The sequence below is a fragment of the Streptomyces sp. NPDC002018 genome (genome assembly GCF_042890865.1).
In the GTDB taxonomy this organism is placed as follows: Bacteria; Actinomycetota; Actinomycetes; order Streptomycetales; family Streptomycetaceae; genus Streptomyces.
Map to the genome: position 1 here is coordinate 314,646 of NZ_JBIASO010000002.1, position 16,940 is coordinate 331,585.

Sequence of the window (16,940 nt, forward strand, 5' to 3'; positions counted from 1 at the left end):
GACCGGCCGGTGGCGGGGACGGACCGGTCTGGGCCGCAGGTCGGTCCGGGAGTGATGTCGTAGGGGACGGATACGCTCCTCGGTATGGCTCTGCATACGTCCGCGGACGCTCCGCTGCCGGTCGGCGAGGTGTCGCGGCTCATCGGCGGGTGGATCGACCGGCTCGGCGCGGTCTGGGTCGAGGGGCAGATCACCCAGCTCTCGCGCCGGCCCGGCGCGGGGGTCGTCTTTCTGACGCTGCGCGACCCGTCGTACGACATCTCGGTGAGCGTCACCTGCTACCGGCAGGTCTTCGACGCGATCGCGGATGTGGTCTCCGAGGGTGCGCGGGTCGTGGTGCAGGCCAAGCCGGAGTGGTACGCGCCGCGCGGGCAGCTCTCGCTGCGGGCCACGGAGATACGTCCGGTCGGGATCGGCGAACTGCTGGTGCGGCTGGAGCAGTTGAAGAAGTCCCTGGGCGCGGAGGGGCTGTTCGCCGCAGACCGCAAGAAGCCGCTGCCCTTTCTCCCGCAGTTGATCGGGCTGGTCTGCGGGCGGGCGTCGGCGGCCGAGCGCGATGTGCTGGAGAACGCGCGGCGGCGGTGGCCCGCGGTCCGCTTCGAGGTGCGCAACACGGCGGTGCAGGGGGTCAACGCGGTGGCGCAGGTCGTCCAGGCGGTGAAGGAGCTGGACGCGCTGCCCGAGGTCGATGTGATCATCGTGGCGCGCGGCGGCGGGAGCGTGGAGGATCTGCTGCCGTTCTCCGACGAGCAGTTGGTGCGGACGGTGGCCGCGTGCCGTACGCCCGTCGTCTCCGCGATCGGCCATGAACCGGACGCGCCGCTGCTGGATCTCGTGGCGGATGTCCGGGCCTCCACGCCGACGGACGCGGCGAAGAAGACCGTGCCGGACGTCGGGGAGGAACTGGACCGGGTGCAGGCGCTGCGTGACCGGGCGCTGCGGACGGTGCGGGGGCTGCTCGACCGCGAGGAGCGCGGGCTCGCCCACGCGCTGGCCCGTCCCGTGATGGAGCGCCCGCACCGGATGGTGGACGAACGCGAGGCCGAGGTGGCCGCGCTGGCCGACCGGAGCAGGCGGGTGCTGCGGCATCTCCTGGACCGCGCGGACTCGGAGCTGTCGCACACCCTGGCGCGGGTGGTCGCGCTGTCCCCCGCGGCGACGCTGGAGCGCGGGTACGCCGTGCTGCAACGGCCCGACGGTTCGGTCGTACGGTCACCGGGCGAGGTCACCGCGGCCGAGGAGCTGCGGGCCCGGGTGGCGGAGGGTGAGTTCACGGTCCGGGTCACGGAGTGAGGCCGGTGCCGGACATCAGCGCATCGTGAGCCGGTGCGGAAGCCGGTGCGGGAGCCGCGGTGCGGGTTACGGCACGGCCTGCGGCGCGGGCAGGCACGCGGGCCGAGGTACAGGCAGGCGCGCGGGCCGCGGCACGGGCATGGGTCGCGGGTCGCGGGTCGCGGGTCGCGGGTCGCGGGTCGCGGAATCGTTGACGGAGTCGTTGTCGGATCGCGCACAGGCGCGCGTACATAGGGTGGATGGCATGGCCAGGACGGACGAAGCCGCCGCGCTCGGATACGAGCAGGCACGGGACGAGCTGATCGAGGTCGTACGCCGGCTGGAGGCGGGCGGTACGTCCCTGGAGGACTCGCTGGCCCTGTGGGAGCGGGGCGAGGAGCTGGCGAAGGTCTGCCGCCGCTGGCTGGAGGGCGCGCGGGCACGGCTGGACGCGTCACTGGCCGACGAGAAGGCCGGGGCGGGGCAGGAGCCGGACGCGGAGTAGCGAAGACAGCGGAGTAGCGAAGACAGGGGCCCGCGGAGGCGTGGCGCGGAGGCTCTCGGGGGCGTGGCCGCTGTGAGACAGGTCACCGAGGGGCCGATTTAGTTGAAGGTTCATCCATCTAGTTGTACCTTCAATGAGATTAGTCGGTCCACCGCACGCCCCGGAAGGTGCCCCCCAGATGTCCCTCTCCCTTGACCCCGCAGCTCAGGACCTCCTCTTCCGCGAGGCCCGCACCGCCAACACGTTCACCGACGAGCCGGTGACCGAGGAGCAGGTGCGGGCGATCTACGAGCTGGTCAAGTACGGACCCACCGCCTTCAACCAGTCGCCGCTGCGCATCGTCCTGGTGCGCTCCGCCGAGGGCCGTGCGCGCCTGGCTCCGCTGATGTCCGACGGCAACCGCGACAAGACCGTCACCGCGCCCCTGGTCGCGATCCTGGCCGCCGACAACGAGTTCCACGAGGAGCTCCCCCGGCTCCTTCCGCACTTCCCGCAGGCCAAGGACGCGTTCTTCAGCGAGCGCGGTGTCCGCGAGCAGAACGCCTCGATGAACGCCGCTCTCCAGGCCGGCTACTTCATCCTCGGCATCCGCGCCGCCGGTCTCGCCGCGGGCCCGATGACCGGCTTCGACTTCGCCGGGGTCCAGAAGGAGTTCCTGGACGACGACCACACGCCGCTGATGATCGTCAACATCGGCAAGCCCGGCGAGAACGCCTGGTTCCCGCGCAACCCGCGCCTCGACTTCGACGAGGTCGTCACGACCGTCTGAGGTCGTCACGACCGGTCTGAGGTCGTCACGACCGGCCGGGCCCGGCCGAGCCCCGGAGCGTCCGGAGCTCCCGGGGCCGCCGAGGCCCGGATCCCCGTGCCGCACAGCACGAAGGCCGCCGTCCCCGGAGGGACGGCGGCCTTCGCCGTACAGGCCGTACGACCGGCCAGGGCGTCGAGGCGTCAAGACGTCAGGGCCCCGGCGTGCCCGGCTTCAGCGCGGCGGCCATCTCCGCCAGCCGCTCGTACGAGGCCGTCCCCGTCACCACCGTCGTCGCGTTCCCCTCCGTGCGGACCAGGGCGTCGTACTTGGGCCCCTCCCAGCGCCGCCAGGCCTCGCCCGCCACCTGCTGGCTCCTGCCGGTGTCGGTCGCCTCCCGGCTCACCTCGGGCACATACGTCCTCGCCGGCGCCGTGGACTGCTCGACCGCGACATACTCGCCGTCCGGGGCCAGATAGCCGAGGTGCCAGGCATCGGCTTCCTGCGCCCGGTACGAGACGGAGGTCGGCTTCCACTGCTCCGTCAGCCCGGCCGGCGCCAGCACCGGATAGGGCGCGACGCGGCGCGCGGTCAGCAGCTCGACCCGGTAGTCGACCGCCTTGACCGGAACCGCCTCGTCGTCGTGCGGAATGAAGATGTAGATCCCCGCGACGACGACTCCGATGGCCGCCATCGACAGGAACATGTCCCGCACCGTCTGTCTGCCTCGCATACCTGCCACCCCACCATCGTCGCATCAGGGCTCCCCGCTCATCCGTGGGCCCCTCTGCTCAATCTGTCGCGCTGCGGATACAGTCGTATCACCCTCTTTTCCGGCCGTCGCCGTACAGAAAGGTGCGTTCCGATGACCGAACACCACCTGCCGCCCCCGCTCGAGGTGTCTCCCGAGGCACCCGACCGCAACCTCGCCCTGGAACTGGTCCGGGTCACGGAGGCCGCCGCCATGGCGGCCGGCCGGTGGGTCGGGCGCGGTGACAAGAACGGCGCGGACGGCGCCGCGGTGAACGCCATGCGCACCCTCGTCTCCACCGTGTCGATGAACGGCGTGGTCGTCATCGGCGAGGGCGAGAAGGACGAAGCCCCGATGCTCTACAACGGGGAGCGGGTCGGGGACGGCACCGGCGCCGAGGTCGACATCGCGGTGGACCCCATCGACGGCACGACCCTGAACGCCAAGGGCATGCCCAACGCCATCGCCGTGCTGGCCGCCGCCGACCGCGGCGCGATGTTCGACCCGTCCGCGGTCTTCTACATGGACAAGCTGGTGACCGGGCCCGAGGCCGCCGACTTCGTCGACATCGACGCGCCCGTCGCCGTGAACATCCGGCGGGTCGCCAAGGCCAAGCGTTCCTCGCCCGAGGACGTCACGGTGGTCGTCCTCGACCGTCCCCGTCATGACGGGATCGTCAAGGAGATCCGGGAGACCGGCGCGCGGATCAAGTTCATCTCCGACGGCGATGTCGCCGGTTCGATCATGGCCGCGCGCGAGGGCACCGGCGTCGATCTGCTGATGGGCGTGGGCGGCACTCCCGAGGGCATCATCTCGGCGTGCGCCATAAAGTGCCTCGGCGGTGTCATCCAGGGCAAGCTCTGGCCCAAGGACGAGGCGGAGCGGCAGCGCGCGATCGACGCGGGGCACGATCTGGACCGCGTCCTCGCGACCGACGATCTGGTCAGCGGTGACAACGTGTTCTTCGTGGCCACCGGCATCACCGACGGTGAGCTGCTGCGCGGGGTGCGCTACCGCTCGGAGACCGCGACCACCCAGTCGCTGGTGATGCGGTCCAAGTCCGGCACGATCCGGCAGATCGACTCCACCCACCGGCTCTCGAAGCTCCGGGCCTACAGCACGATCGATTTCGACCGCGCCAGATAGCGCCCGCGGCCCCACCCGTCGGAACGGTCCGAATGCTCCGGACAGCCCGAAGGGTCCGAACGGTCCGAAGACGGTCCGATCCGAAGACGGTCCGAACGGTCGGACAGGGCGGTGGACAGCCGGCGGACGGCGGATGCCGGACCGGATGCCGGATGCCGGACGCGGACAGGGAGAGGGCGCCCCGTTGTGCGGCGGGGCGCCCCTTCCGCAGCCGTGTCCGTGTCCCGGCCCGTGTGCGGCGGGCGGGGAAGCCGGGCCGGTCAGCCCGCGGCGGCGATCCGCTCGCCCGCCGCGGCGGCCTTTCTCAGCTCCACCTCGCGCCGCCTCCGGCGGGCGAGCACCACCCGGCGCTCGGCGGCCGTCAGCCCGCCCCACACGCCGTACGGCTCGGGCTGGAGCAGCGCGTGCTCCCGGCAGTCGACCATGACGGGACAGCGGGCGCAGACCCGTTTCGCGGCCTCCTCCCGCGCCAGCCTCGCGGCTGTCGGTTCCTTCGAGGGGGCGAAGAACAATGCGGCTTCGTCCCGGCGGCACACCGCCTCCGAATGCCAGGGGCCGGCCTGATCCTCCCGAGCGGGACTCCGCTGGGAGGGCACGGCGGCGACCTGCAGGGGCTGATGCGGCAGTTGCAGCACGGTCTACTCCTGACGACGGCTTCGCGAGCGAGAGACGATGCAGCTTTCCCTACCCGCTGTGCGCGCGCCTAAGCACTGCGTGGCACGCCGTTCGGAGTTCGGAACGCCGTGCGGAATTGTGGACGTTCAATCACCGTCGGACGGCTTTGGCCGGAAAGAAACAGTCGCCCCGGTCCGCTAACCGGCTCAGTAACCGAGGTGCTTACGGAGCCGGTCGTGGAGGTCCGCGACGCGCTTGCCGCGCTTCGGCTTGGCCTCGACATTGCCGAACACCGAGTATCCGTTCACGACGACGGCCGGCGCGTCCGCGTCGGCGGCCTCCAGCGTGACGACTTCGAAATTGCCGAAGACACCCGTGCCGCTGCCGCGCAGCGAGATGTTCTCGGGGACACGGACCTCGACATTGCCGAAAATGGCCGTCGCGTTGATCACGGTGGTGCGCTGTCCGAAGAGCGCTTCGGTCAGATCGATCTCGACATTGCCGAAGAGCGCGAAGGCATTGGTCCTGCGGCCGATGCGCCAGCGGCCCTTGCGCGTCGAACTGCTGAAGACGGCGACCAGATTCTCGGCCGGGGCGTCCGGGTCCTCGGGCCCGTATCCGTACCCGGCCGCCGAGGGCGCGGCCCCGGGGGCCGTCCGGCCGTCGGCGCCGACCGCGGGCAAGTCCCGTACCAGCGGCTCCAGTTCGCCGAGGGTCTTGGCGCGGTAGACGGAGTCGATGCGCTCGGCATGCTCCTCGGCGTCCAGGCGGCCCTCCGCCAGGGCCTCCCGGAGGATGTCCGCGATCCGGTCCCGGTCGGCGTCGGAGGCCCGGATACCGGCGGGCTCCACCGGCGCGGCCGGCTTCTGGGGGTGCTTTTCGAGGTCCACCGCCCCAGGGTAGCGAAACGCGATAGATCGCGACTAGGGCCTGGGCCCTGTCCGGTCGGACAGCGTCCGGAGCCCGACCCGCCCCGTCCGCACGCGGTGCCCCAACGGCCCCGAACGGGCGGCGCCGACGGGCGGCGCGAGCCTCGTCGCCCCTTTACCGAGCCCTACCTCCTTTACCGAGCCCTATCTCCTTTACTGAGCCCTACCTCACAGGTGCGGCACCGGTGCGGCGCCCTACGCTGGAGGGCGCGCCGCCAATGGAGGCCGCGCCGCCGTCTGTCGAGTGAGGAATGGCCGTAATGCCAGAGTTTGCGTACTCCGATCTGCTCCCGCTGGGAGAGGACACCACGCCCTACCGGTTGGTGACCGCCGAGGGCGTCTCGACCTTCGAGGCCGACGGTCGTACGTTCCTCAAGGTCGAGCCGGAGGCACTGCGCACCCTCGCCGCCGAGGCGATGCACGACATCTCGCACTATCTCCGCCCCGCCCACCTCGCCCAGCTCCGCAGGATCGTGGACGACCCCGAGGCCTCGTCGAACGACAAGTTCGTGGCGCTCGATCTGCTGAAGAACGCGAATATCGCGGCAGCCGGTGTTCTCCCGATGTGTCAGGACACCGGCACGGCGATCGTGATGGGCAAGCGCGGACAGAACGTGCTGACCCGGGGCAGTGACGAGGAAGCCCTTTCGCACGGTATCTACGACGCGTACACCAAGTTGAATCTGCGTTATTCGCAGATGGCTCCGCTCACGATGTGGGAAGAGAAGAACACCGGCTCGAACCTGCCCGCGCAGATCGAGCTGTACGCGACCGACGGCGGCGCGTACAAGTTCCTCTTCATGGCGAAGGGCGGCGGCTCCGCCAACAAGTCGTTCCTCTACCAGGAGACGAAGGCGGTTCTCAACGAGGCCTCCATGATGAAGTTCCTGGAGGAGAAGATTCGTTCGCTGGGTACGGCCGCCTGCCCGCCCTACCACTTGGCGATCGTCGTGGGCGGAACATCCGCCGAGTTCGCCCTCAAGACCGCGAAGTACGCCTCCGCGCACTATCTGGACGAATTGCCGTCCGAGGGTTCCCCGACCGGACATGGCTTCCGTGACAAGGAGTTGGAGGAGAAGGTCTTCGAGCTGACGCAGCGCATCGGTATCGGCGCCCAGTTCGGCGGCAAGTATTTCTGCCACGACGTCCGCGTGGTGCGCCTGCCGCGGCACGGTGCCTCGCTGCCGGTCGCGATCGCCGTCTCCTGCTCGGCCGACCGCCAGGCCGTCGCGAAGATCACCGCGGAGGGCGTCTTCCTGGAGCAGTTGGAGACCGACCCGGCGCGCTTCCTGCCGGACACCACGGACGAGCACCTGAACGAGGGGGCCGGGAGTGCCGAGGACGACGTCGTACGGGTCGACCTCAACCGTCCGATGGACGACGTACTCGCGGAGTTGACGAAGTATCCGGTCAAGACCCGGCTCTCGCTCACCGGGCCGCTGGTCGTGGCCCGTGACATCGCGCACGCCAAGATCAAGGAGCGGCTGGACGCGGGCGAGGAGATGCCCCAGTACCTGAAGGACCACCCGGTGTACTACGCGGGACCGGCGAAGACGCCCGAGGGATACGCCTCCGGCTCCTTCGGCCCGACGACGGCGGGCCGGATGGACTCGTACGTGGAGCGGTTCCAGGCGGCCGGCGGCTCGAAGGTGATGCTCGCCAAGGGCAACCGTTCGAAGCAGGTCACCGACGCCTGCGCCGCGCACGGCGGCTTCTACCTCGGCTCGATCGGCGGCCCGGCGGCCCGGCTGGCGCAGGACTGCATCAAGAAGGTCGAGGTCGTCGAGTACGAGGAGCTGGGGATGGAGGCGGTCTGGCGGATCGAGGTGGAGGACTTCCCCGCGTTCATCGTGGTGGACGACAAGGGGAACGACTTCTTCACCGAGCCGGCTCCGGCGCCCACGTTCACCAGCATCCCGGTCCGCGGTCCCGGGCTCGGCTGACCACCCCAGGGCTCAGGCCCCCCGGCGCGCCCTCCCCGGCCTTCCTCCGGGGAGGGCGTTCTCCTGTGCCCCCTGTGCCCCGGACACCCGTGCCGTCCGCCCCGCCGCCCCGCTGTTCCACCGGCCCGGTGCCTCGCCGCCCCGCCGCCCCGCCTTTTCACCGCCCCGCCGCAACCCTTTCGTGGGAACGCTCCCCGGGAACACATCGGATCGGCCGGACGCTCTTCCCTCAGGAGGTACGACGACGATGACGACGGACGAGAACCGGTACCGCACCGAACACGACTCGATGGGTGAGGTGCGGGTCCCCGCCCACGCCAAGTGGCGTGCGCAGACCCAGCGGGCCGTGGAGAACTTCCCCATCTCGGGACAGCGTCTCGAACGCGCCCATATCGAGGCGCTGGCCCGGATCAAGGCCGCCGCGGCCAAGGTCAACGCCGAGCTGGGAGTGATCGACAAGGACATCGCCGACGCCGTCCAGGAGGCGGCGGCCGAGGTCGCCGCGGGCCGCTGGGACGACCACTTCCCGGTGGACGTCTTCCAGACGGGCTCGGGTACCTCCTCGAATATGAACACGAATGAGGTGCTGGCCACGCTGGCCACCGAGCGCCTCGGCCGTGCGGTCCATCCGAACGATCATGTGAACGCGTCACAGAGCTCCAACGACGTCTTCCCCTCCAGCATCCATATCGCCGCGACCGCCGCCGTCACCGGCGAGCTGATCCCGGCGCTGGAGCATCTCGCCGCCGCCCTGGAGCGCAAGGCCGGGGAGTTCGCCTCCGTGGTCAAGTCGGGCCGTACGCATCTCATGGACGCCACGCCCGTCACGCTCGGCCAGGAGTTCGGCGGGTACGCCGCGCAGATCCGATACGCGGTGGAGCGGCTGACCGCCTCCCTCCCCCGGCTCGCCGAACTGCCCCTCGGCGGTACGGCGGTGGGCACCGGCATCAACACCCCGCCCGGCTTCTCCGCCGCCGTGATCGCCGAGGTGGCCCGCGCCACGGGACTGCCGCTGACGGAGGCGCGCAACCACTTCGAGGCGCAGGGGGCACGGGACGGGCTCGTGGAGACCTCGGGGCAGCTCCGTACGCTCGCGGTCTCCCTCACCAAGATCTCCAACGATCTGCGCTGGATGGCCTCGGGGCCGCGCACCGGACTCGCCGAGATCAGCCTGCCGGATCTCCAGCCCGGTTCCTCGATCATGCCCGGCAAGGTCAATCCGGTGATTCCGGAGGCCGTGCTGATGGTCGCCGCGCAGGTCACCGGCAATGACGCCACGGTCGCCGCGGCGGGCGCCGCCGGGAACTTCGAGCTGAACGTCATGCTCCCGGTGATCGCCAAGAACCTCCTGGAGTCCGTGCGGCTGCTGGCGAACGTGTCCCGGCTGCTGGCGGACCGTACGGTCGACGGTGTCGTCGCCCACGTCGAACGGGCGCGTGAGTACGCCGAGTCGTCGCCCTCCGTCGTCACCCCGCTGAACAAGTACATCGGGTACGAGGAGGCCGCGAAGGTCGCCAAGAAGTCCCTGGCCGAGCACCGGACGATCCGCGAGACGGTCCTGGAGCTGGGGTATGTGGAGCGCGGGGACCTCACCCTGGAACAGCTCGACGAGGCGCTGGACGTGCTGCGGATGACCCGTCCGTGACGGGCGTGACGGGGCGGCGGGGGGAGGACGGCGGCCGGCGGACCGTGTGCCGTGCCGGGACCCGCGCGCCGGACGGGACCGTGACGACAAGCCCTAAGATCTGCGCATGACAGAGACGGCGGCGACCGGGCACTGGGCGCCCGGCACACAGATTCTGTGGCGGTACCGGGAGAACGCCGGGGACCGGGTGCACATCTGCCGTCCCGTCACGGTCGTCGAGGACTCCGACGAACTGCTCGCCGCCTGGCTGGCACCGGACACGCCGTGTGTGAAGCCGGCCCTCGCGGACGGTTCGCCGATCCAGAACGAGCCGCTCGCCACCCGCTACACCACCCCGCGCACGGTGGTGCGGGACCGGTGGTACGGGATGGGCGTGCTGAAGCTGGCCCGGCCGGGGGAGCCGTGGTCGGTGTGGCTGTGGTGGGGGCGCGACTGGCGCTTCCAGAACTGGTACGTGAACCTGGAGGAGCCGCGCACCCGTTGGGCCGGCGGCGTCGACTCGGAGGACCACTTCCTCGACATCGACGTCTTTCCCGACCGGAGCTGGCGGTGGCGTGACGAGGACGAGTTCGCCCAGGCCCAGCAGGACGGTCTGATGACACCCGCCCAGGCCCGCCGGGTCAGGGAGGCGGGGCTCGCGGCGGTCGAGCTGATCGGCGCCTGGGGCACGCCGTTCCGCGACGGCTGGGAGCACTGGCGGCCCGAGCCGCACTGGACGGTGCCCGAGCTGCCCGACGACTGGGACCGGGCGCCGGTGGACGCCGGGGTGCAGGCCCGTTGAGCGGCCCGTCGCGCGGGCTTTCGGCACCGCCCCGCGCCCTCTCCGCGCGCCCCGCGCCCCGGCCGTCCCCGGGTACGGCCGCACAGAACCCCGTACGCCCCGGCGTGCGGCTGTCCGTACAGCCCTTCGCACCGCCCCTCGCACAGCCGTGCGGCAGCTCTCCGCCGGTCCGAAGACCTGGCCGGAAGCGGCCCGGGTGGCTGGAACGATGCTGACCAACACCGTGATCACAGGGGCACCGCCGCCGCCGTCGTGAGACCCTTGATGTGCCCCCAGGGTTCAAACGTAGGATCGTCCTCCGGAAGACTGCACCGGGGCAACGGGCGCGCGCAGCAACCGGCCTGACCATTAGTCACACCGCATGTCACCAGACGTCACACCGTTAGCCGCTACGACCGCACGTCATGACGACCGTGAGTCACTACGAGGGGGTGGAGCCATGCGTCGCGGGCCCAGCAGGAACCGCAGGACGCCCCCGGGTGTCCTGAGCCGCACCAGGTACCGGACAGGGCCTGGGCGCAGACCCCGGCGGGGAACGGCATGGCCGGGACCCGACCCAGTCGCAGCGACCGCATCGCACCACCGGCCCGGACGGACGGAATCCCACGCGTGACGGAGCACCCACCCTCCCACGAAGGCAGGCAGCCCCTGGTTGCCCGGCCGCAGGAACGTACGCGGCCGCGGCAGGAGGCGGGCGCCTCCGGGGTACCACAGCCCTCCGTGCCCGCGCCCGCGCCCGACCCCGCGGGGACCGCGCGGCGCGAGGGCGACCGGCTGCGCTTCGTGGGCGCCGCGACCCGCCGTATCGCACGCGGCATAGACCTGGACGAGATCGTGCTCGGGCTGTGCCGCGCGACCGTGCCGACGTTCTCCGACGCCATACTCGTCTATCTCCGTGATCCGCTGCCCGTCGGTGACGAGCGTCCGGTGTCGCCGTTCGTGCTGCGGCTGCGGCGCACGGACCGGCTGCGGCTGACCGACGACGACACCGAGGGCGGCGGTGTCCCGCTCCAGCTCAGCGACGGTCTGCTGCTGCCGATCCTCGATCCGCAGTCCGATGTGATGCCGGCCGCGGAGCTGTGCGAGGTCGGTTCGGGCGGCGCGCTCTCCGAGGTCCTGCGGGGCGTGCGCCCGGTCTTCGGCGACTCCGCCGCGGCCCGCGCCGCGCTGCCGGAACTGCTGGGCGCCGACCGCGCCGTGCCGAACGGGCACCGCGCGATCCTCGCGCCGCTGCGCGGCCGCCGGCGCGTCATCGGCGCGGCCGTCTTCCTGCGCAGGCCGGACCGCGCCGCCTTCGAGCCGAACGATCTGCTGGTGGCGGCGCAGCTCGCCACGCACACCGCGCTGGGGATCGACAAGGCGGTGCTGTACGGCCGTGAGGCGTATATCGCGGACGAGCTCCAGCGCACGATGCTGCCGGAGAACCTTCCGCAGCCCACGGGTGTCCGGCTGGCCTCCCGCTATCTCCCGGCCGCCGAGACCGCCCGGGTGGGCGGTGACTGGTACGACGCGATCCCGCTGCCCGGCAGCCGGGTCGCCCTGGTCGTCGGCGATGTCATGGGCCACTCCATGACGTCCGCGGCGATCATGGGCCAGCTCCGTACGACCGCGCAGACCCTCGCCGGTCTCGATCTGCCGCCGCAGGAGGTGCTGCACCATCTCGACGAGCAGGCGCAGCGGCTCGGCTCGGACCGGATGGCGACCTGCCTCTACGCCGTCTACGACCCGGTCTCGCACCGGATCACCATCGCCAACGCGGGCCATCCGCCGCCCATACTGCTGCATCTCGGCGGCCGGGCCGAGGTGCTCCGGGTTCCGCCCGGGGCACCGATCGGGGTCGGCGGGGTGGACTTCGAGGCCGTGGAGCTCGACGCGCCCGCCGGGGCGACCCTGCTGCTCTACACGGACGGGCTCGTCGAGTCCCGGCTGCGTGACGTGTGGACGGGGATCGAGCAGCTCCGGGAGCGGCTCGCGGCCACCGCGCAGCTCACCGGGCCCGATCATTCGCCGCCGCTGGAGGCGCTCTGCGACGACGTCCTCGATGTGCTGGGCCCCGGCGACCGTGACGACGACATCGCGCTGCTCGCCGCCCGCTTCGACGGGATCGCGCCGAGCGATGTGGCGTACTGGTTCCTGGAGCCGGAGGACGCCGCTCCCGGCCGGGCCCGGCGGCTGGCCAGGCGGGCGCTGGCCCGCTGGGACCTGGAGGAGCTGAGCGACTCCGTCGAGCTGCTGATCAGCGAGGTCGTCACGAACGCCGTGCGGTACGCCGAGCGTCCGGTGACCCTGCGGCTGCTCCGTACGGATGTCCTGCGCTGTGAGGTGGGGGACGACTCGCCGCAGCTCCCACGGCAGCGGCGGGCCCGGGACACGGATGAGAGCGGACGGGGATTGTTCCTGGTCAACCGGCTGGCGCGGCGCTGGGGAGCGACGCGTCTTTCGACCGGCAAGGTCGTCTGGTTCGAGCTGCCGACCCGGATGTGAGCGGAAGAGCGCCCCACACCACAAAAAGGACATAAATAGATGTTGCCGACATGGTGTGGGAGGGCTTGACTGGGGAAGGCGCTCTCAATGAACGCTGCCATTCCCCGGGTCGCCCCCGGTTTCCCGGGCCTGCTATCGACGGGAGTACGTTCGTGACCGCGTCATCTCCCAGGACGGCTTACACGACGAACAACGTCGGCATCCCGGTGGAGAGCGACGAACACTCGCTCACCATCAGCCCCGACGGGCCGATCCTGCTGCAAGACCACTATCTGATCGAGAAAATGGCCCAGTTCAACCGGGAACGGGTCCCCGAACGCGTGGTCCACGCCAAGGGCGCGGGCGCGTACGGCGTCTTCGAGGTGACGAACGACGTCAGCCAGTTCACCAAGGCCGATCTCTTCCAGCCCGGCAGGCGCACGGACATGCTGGCCCGTTTCTCGACGGTCGCCGGTGAGCTGGGATCGCCCGACACCTGGCGCGACCCCCGCGGCTTCGCGCTGAAGTTCTACACCGAGCTGGGCAACTACGACATGGTCGGCAACAACACGCCGGTCTTCTTCGTCCGTGACCCGAGCAAGTTCCAGGACTTCATCCGTTCGCAGAAGCGCCACCCGGCCACCGGGCTGCGCAACAACGACATGCAGTGGGACTTCTGGACCCTCTCCCCCGAGTCCGCCCATATGGTCACCTGGCTGATGGGCGACCGGGGCATCCCGAAGTCGTTCCGGCACATGAACGGCTACAGCTCGCACACCTATATGTGGGTGAACGGCGCGGGTGAGCGGTTCTGGGTGAAGTACCACTTCAAGACCGACCAGGGCATCGACTTCCTCACCCAGGCCGACGCCGACGCGATGGCCGGTTCCGACGCGGACCACCACCGGCGTGATCTGTACGAGTCGATCGAGTCCGGGAACGCGCCGACCTGGAGCCTCAAGGTCCAGATCATGCCGTTCGAGGACGCGGCCGACTACCGGTTCAACCCGTTCGATCTGACCAAGGTGTGGCCGCACGGTGACTACCCGCTGATCGATGTCGGCCGGATGACGCTGGACAAGAACCCGGACGACTTCTTCATCCATATCGAGCAGGCGGCGTTCGAGCCCTCGAATCTGGTGCCGGGCATCGGCCCGTCGCCGGACAAGATGCTGCTCGGCCGGCTCTTCTCGTACCCGGACACGCACCGGTACCGCATCGGACCGAACTACGCCCAGCTCCCGCCCAACCGGGCCCGGGTGCCGGTCCACTCGTACGCCAAGGACGGACCGATGCGGTACGAGCCCTCGACGGCGGCCAGGCCGTACGCGCCGAACTCGTACGGCGGTCCCGCGGCCGACACGGAGCGCTTCGGCGATCCGGCCGGCTGGGCCGCTGCGGGCGAGATGGTGCGCCAGACGTACCGGCTGCACCGCGAGGACGACGACTGGGGCCAGGCGGGCACCCAGGTCCGCGAGGTCCTCGACGACGCCGCCCGCGACCGGCTGGTGTCGAACGTCAGCGGACATCTGGCCCAGGGCGTCTCCCGGCCGGTGCTCGACCGGGCGATCCAGTACTGGCGCAATATCGACAAGGTGATCGGCGACCGTATCGCGAACAAGGTGAACGGCGGCTGACCGTGCCGTCCCCGGGGAGCGGCCCCGGCCGGTGGAGGATCACCGGCCGGGGCCGCTCCCTGTTGCGCCCTGTCGCGCCGGGTCAGTGACCGCCGGTGGCGCGGCCCTCGGGAACGTCGGCCCCGGCGGTCGGCACATCGCCGGTCTCACCGTCACCGGGATCGCCGCTGAGGGTGTTTCCGGGGCCGGGCTCGGTGACGGGCGGGCTCTCCTCGGGCGTCTCGGGCGCGCTCTCGCTCGGGGTGTCCGACGGCTCCGGCTCCTGCGGCGCCGAGGTGGTCGGCGCCGGCTCGGTGCTCGGCGTCTCGCTCGGCGCCGTCTCGCTGGGCGTCAGCGTGGGCTCCTCGCGTACGGGCTCGGCGATCTCCAGGTCGAACCGCGCGTCCGAGCCGCCGTTCAGCGCGCCGAGCGTGTAGTCCGCCCAGATCCTGGCGGGGAAGCCACCGCCGTTGGCCCGGCCGCTGTTGGCGGTGCCGGTCAGGGTGACCTGTCCGCCGCCCTCCTTCGGGGACTCGCCGAAGAGCGCCACCACCGTCGTGAGCTGGGGGGTGTAGGCGGCGAACCAGGCGGACTTGTTGTCCTCCGAGGTACCGGTCTTGCCCGCCGCGTCATAGGCGGACGTGTCGGCCGCGGAGCCCGATCCGTTGTCCACGACGCCCTGGAGGACATGGGTCACGGTGTCGGCCGTCTCCCGGCTGAGCACCCGCTTGCCGACCGGATCGGGCAGGTCGGCCGTACGGTCCTTGTGCGAGGCCGACCGCACGATGGCCGGGGTGACCTTCCTGCCGTGGTTGTCGAGCGTCGCGTAGACACCGGCCATGTCCCAGGTGGAGGCGTTCATCACGCCGAGCGTGATGGCGGGGCGCTCGGGGAAGTCCTCGCCGTCCCGCATCCCGAGGTCCAGCGCCGTGCGCTTGACCTTGGCGGGGGTGACGTCCACGACCATCTGCGCGAAGACCGAGTTGATCGACTTGTTCATGGCGGTCTGCACGTTCACCGTGCCGTAGTCCCGGTCGTCCTCGTTCTCCGGGGCGAAGGGGGTGTCGCTGCCCACGACCTTCCGCTTGCTGGTGCCGTCGTACCGCGTGTTGACGCCGATCTTCTCGCCGTCCTGGGTCTCCGAGCCGTTCTCCAGGGCGGAGGCGAGCACCACCGGCTTGAAGGTCGACGCCGGCTGGTAGTCCTCGCGGGTGGCGTTGGAGATCCAGTGCTCGGTGGCGCTCCTGCCCCCGTAGAGCGCGACGACATGTCCGGTCCTCGGGTCGACGGAGGTCGCGCCGGCCTGGACCGTCGCGTCGGTCGTGTTGTTCTCGCGGTCGAGCTTGCTCTCCAGCTCCTTGTCGACCGACTGTTCGAGCTGCTTCTGCCGCTTCCTGTCGATGTTGAGGGTGATCGTCCAGCCGCCCGCCTCGATGTCCGCCTTGTCGATGCCCTGGCGTGCCAGTTCGTCGTCGGCGGCCTCGACCAGATAGCCGGTCTGGCCCTCCATCCCGCGGGCGGCCTTGGGCTCGTGCGGTACGGGGAACTTCAGAGCGGAGCGGGCCGACGCGTCCAGCCAGTCCATCTCGACCATGTTGTCGAGGACGTAGTTCCAGCGCTGGGTCACCAGCCGCTTGCCGGTGTCGCCGGCCACGGCCCAGTCGTACTGGCTGGGGGCCTGGAGCAGCGCGGCGAGATACGCGCCCTGGGAGACGTTCAGCCGCTCCGCGTCGACGCCGTAGTACGCCTGCGCCGCGGCCTGGATCCCGTACGCACCGCGCCCGTAGTAGCTGGTGTTGATGTACCCGGCGAGGATCTCGTTCTTGTCCTTCTTGCGGTCCACCTTCAGGGAGATCACCAGCTCCTTGAGCTTGCGGGTGATCGTCTGGTCCTGGTTCAGGTAGTAGTTCTTGACGTACTGCTGGGTGATGGTCGAGCCGCCCTGCTTGCCCTTGCCGGAGACGGTGTTCAGCAGACCGCGCGCCGTCCCTTTGAGGTCGACGCCGCTGTCCTGGTAGAAGCTCTTGTTCTCGGCGGCGACGAAGGTCCGCTGGACCTCCTTGGGTATCTGCTCCAGACCGACGATCTCGCGGTTGATCCGGCCGGTACGGGTCAGGACCGTGCCGTCGCTGTACTTGTAGACATTGCTCTGCATCTCGGCCTGCGCGTTGGCGCTCGGCACCGGGACCAGCAGATAGATCACGAAGAACCCGCCCATGGCGAGCAGGCAGAGCCCGAAGAAGGTGCCGAGCAGCTTCTTCGGGCCGAAGAAACGGCGTATGCCGCCCTCTTTCGGCGCCCGGCGCGTTCCATGCCGCCCCGCCCGTCCGGCTTCACCTCGGCCCATCGCCGTGTCGCTCCGCTCTCAGGTCATGTCGTCAGGACTCGCGCCCTCCATCGGAATCAGCTCAGAAAGCTAACACCACTCCCTGTGACAAAGGGCATCCGATCCTGACTTTCCGGACGTGACAATCCGCACCCATCTCTATGGAACCGACTCACCAGACGGCCGAAGGGTTGCCAGAA

13 protein-coding genes are annotated in these 16,940 nt (G+C 70.4%); 9 read left to right on the top strand and 4 right to left on the bottom strand.

Annotated features, from left to right (window positions below):
• Positions 1–84: 84 nt before the first annotated feature.
• The 3 genes from xseA (at position 85) to ACFYYH_RS04895 (ending at position 2,546) form a co-directional block, all read left to right on the top strand.
• The gene (gene xseA / locus ACFYYH_RS04885) at positions 85–1,293 is read left to right on the top strand and encodes an exodeoxyribonuclease VII large subunit (RefSeq protein WP_388545927.1); all 1,209 of its coding nucleotides are present in this window, start codon (positions 85–87) and stop codon (positions 1,291–1,293) included.
• A gap of 244 nt (positions 1,294–1,537) precedes the next feature.
• Positions 1,538–1,777: an exodeoxyribonuclease VII small subunit gene (locus ACFYYH_RS04890; RefSeq protein ID WP_388545930.1), complete on the top strand. Its 240-nt coding sequence runs from the start codon at positions 1,538–1,540 to the stop codon at positions 1,775–1,777.
• Between the two features lie 178 nt (positions 1,778–1,955).
• Positions 1,956–2,546 (top strand): malonic semialdehyde reductase, encoded by a 591-nt coding sequence (locus ACFYYH_RS04895; RefSeq protein ID WP_388545933.1) that lies wholly within the window; start codon positions 1,956–1,958, stop codon positions 2,544–2,546.
• Positions 2,547–2,736: 190 nt separating this feature from the next.
• Here ACFYYH_RS04895 and ACFYYH_RS04900 read toward each other — a convergent pair whose 3' ends face one another.
• A complete protein-coding gene (locus ACFYYH_RS04900; protein WP_388545936.1) occupies positions 2,737–3,258 on the bottom strand; it encodes a DUF4245 domain-containing protein in 522 nt (173 codons plus the stop codon).
• Positions 3,259–3,390: 132 nt separating this feature from the next.
• On the opposite strand from ACFYYH_RS04900, the gene glpX reads away from it, so the two are divergent.
• Positions 3,391–4,422, top strand: coding sequence for a class II fructose-bisphosphatase (gene glpX, locus ACFYYH_RS04905; RefSeq protein WP_388545939.1), 1,032 nt, complete (start codon positions 3,391–3,393; stop codon positions 4,420–4,422).
• 260 nt (positions 4,423–4,682) lie between these two features.
• Here the strand turns inward: glpX and ACFYYH_RS04910 are convergent, their stop codons facing one another.
• Positions 4,683–5,057 (bottom strand): WhiB family transcriptional regulator, encoded by a 375-nt coding sequence (locus ACFYYH_RS04910; RefSeq protein WP_066942704.1) that lies wholly within the window; start codon positions 5,055–5,057, stop codon positions 4,683–4,685.
• Between the two features lie 186 nt (positions 5,058–5,243).
• A complete protein-coding gene (locus ACFYYH_RS04915; protein ID WP_388545942.1) occupies positions 5,244–5,927 on the bottom strand; it encodes a DUF1707 domain-containing protein in 684 nt (227 codons plus the stop codon).
• 299 nt (positions 5,928–6,226) lie between these two features.
• Here ACFYYH_RS04915 and ACFYYH_RS04920 point away from each other — a divergent pair, with 299 nt between their 5' ends.
• From ACFYYH_RS04920 to ACFYYH_RS04940, 5 genes are all read left to right on the top strand, one after another.
• Complete coding sequence (locus ACFYYH_RS04920; RefSeq protein ID WP_388545944.1) at positions 6,227–7,909, top strand: fumarate hydratase; 1,683 nt, start codon at positions 6,227–6,229, stop codon at positions 7,907–7,909.
• 247 nt (positions 7,910–8,156) lie between these two features.
• The gene (locus ACFYYH_RS04925) at positions 8,157–9,554 is read left to right on the top strand and encodes a class II fumarate hydratase (RefSeq protein WP_388545946.1); all 1,398 of its coding nucleotides are present in this window, start codon (positions 8,157–8,159) and stop codon (positions 9,552–9,554) included.
• A gap of 106 nt (positions 9,555–9,660) precedes the next feature.
• Positions 9,661–10,335 carry a DUF402 domain-containing protein gene (locus ACFYYH_RS04930; protein ID WP_388545947.1) on the top strand — a complete coding sequence of 225 codons (675 nt, stop codon included), beginning with the start codon at positions 9,661–9,663 and terminating at the stop codon, positions 10,333–10,335.
• 609 nt (positions 10,336–10,944) lie between these two features.
• Positions 10,945–12,819, top strand: coding sequence for a SpoIIE family protein phosphatase (locus ACFYYH_RS04935; protein ID WP_388545950.1), 1,875 nt, complete (start codon positions 10,945–10,947; stop codon positions 12,817–12,819).
• Positions 12,820–12,971: 152 nt separating this feature from the next.
• The gene (locus ACFYYH_RS04940; protein WP_388545953.1) at positions 12,972–14,435 is read left to right on the top strand and encodes a catalase; all 1,464 of its coding nucleotides are present in this window, start codon (positions 12,972–12,974) and stop codon (positions 14,433–14,435) included.
• An 82-nt stretch (positions 14,436–14,517) separates the two neighbouring features.
• On the opposite strand, the gene ACFYYH_RS04945 is transcribed toward ACFYYH_RS04940, so the two are convergent.
• On the bottom strand, positions 14,518–16,761 hold the full coding sequence (locus ACFYYH_RS04945; RefSeq protein ID WP_388545955.1) for a transglycosylase domain-containing protein: 2,244 nt from the start codon (positions 16,759–16,761) through the stop codon (positions 14,518–14,520).
• Positions 16,762–16,940: the final 179 nt, after the last annotated feature.

Coding starts and splice junctions, on each gene's coding strand:
- ACFYYH_RS04895 (WP_388545933.1), top strand. CDS start 1,956: ATGTCCCTCTCCCTTGACCCCGCAGCTCAGGACCTCCTCTTCCGCGAG.
- ACFYYH_RS04900 (WP_388545936.1), bottom strand. CDS start 3,258: ATGCGAGGCAGACAGACGGTGCGGGACATGTTCCTGTCGATGGCGGCC.
- ACFYYH_RS04925 (WP_388545946.1), top strand. CDS start 8,157: ATGACGACGGACGAGAACCGGTACCGCACCGAACACGACTCGATGGGT.
- ACFYYH_RS04890 (WP_388545930.1), top strand. CDS start 1,538: ATGGCCAGGACGGACGAAGCCGCCGCGCTCGGATACGAGCAGGCACGG.
- ACFYYH_RS04920 (WP_388545944.1), top strand. CDS start 6,227: ATGCCAGAGTTTGCGTACTCCGATCTGCTCCCGCTGGGAGAGGACACC.
- ACFYYH_RS04945 (WP_388545955.1), bottom strand. CDS start 16,761: ATGGGCCGAGGTGAAGCCGGACGGGCGGGGCGGCATGGAACGCGCCGG.
- ACFYYH_RS04930 (WP_388545947.1), top strand. CDS start 9,661: ATGACAGAGACGGCGGCGACCGGGCACTGGGCGCCCGGCACACAGATT.
- glpX (WP_388545939.1), top strand. CDS start 3,391: ATGACCGAACACCACCTGCCGCCCCCGCTCGAGGTGTCTCCCGAGGCA.
- xseA (WP_388545927.1), top strand. CDS start 85: ATGGCTCTGCATACGTCCGCGGACGCTCCGCTGCCGGTCGGCGAGGTG.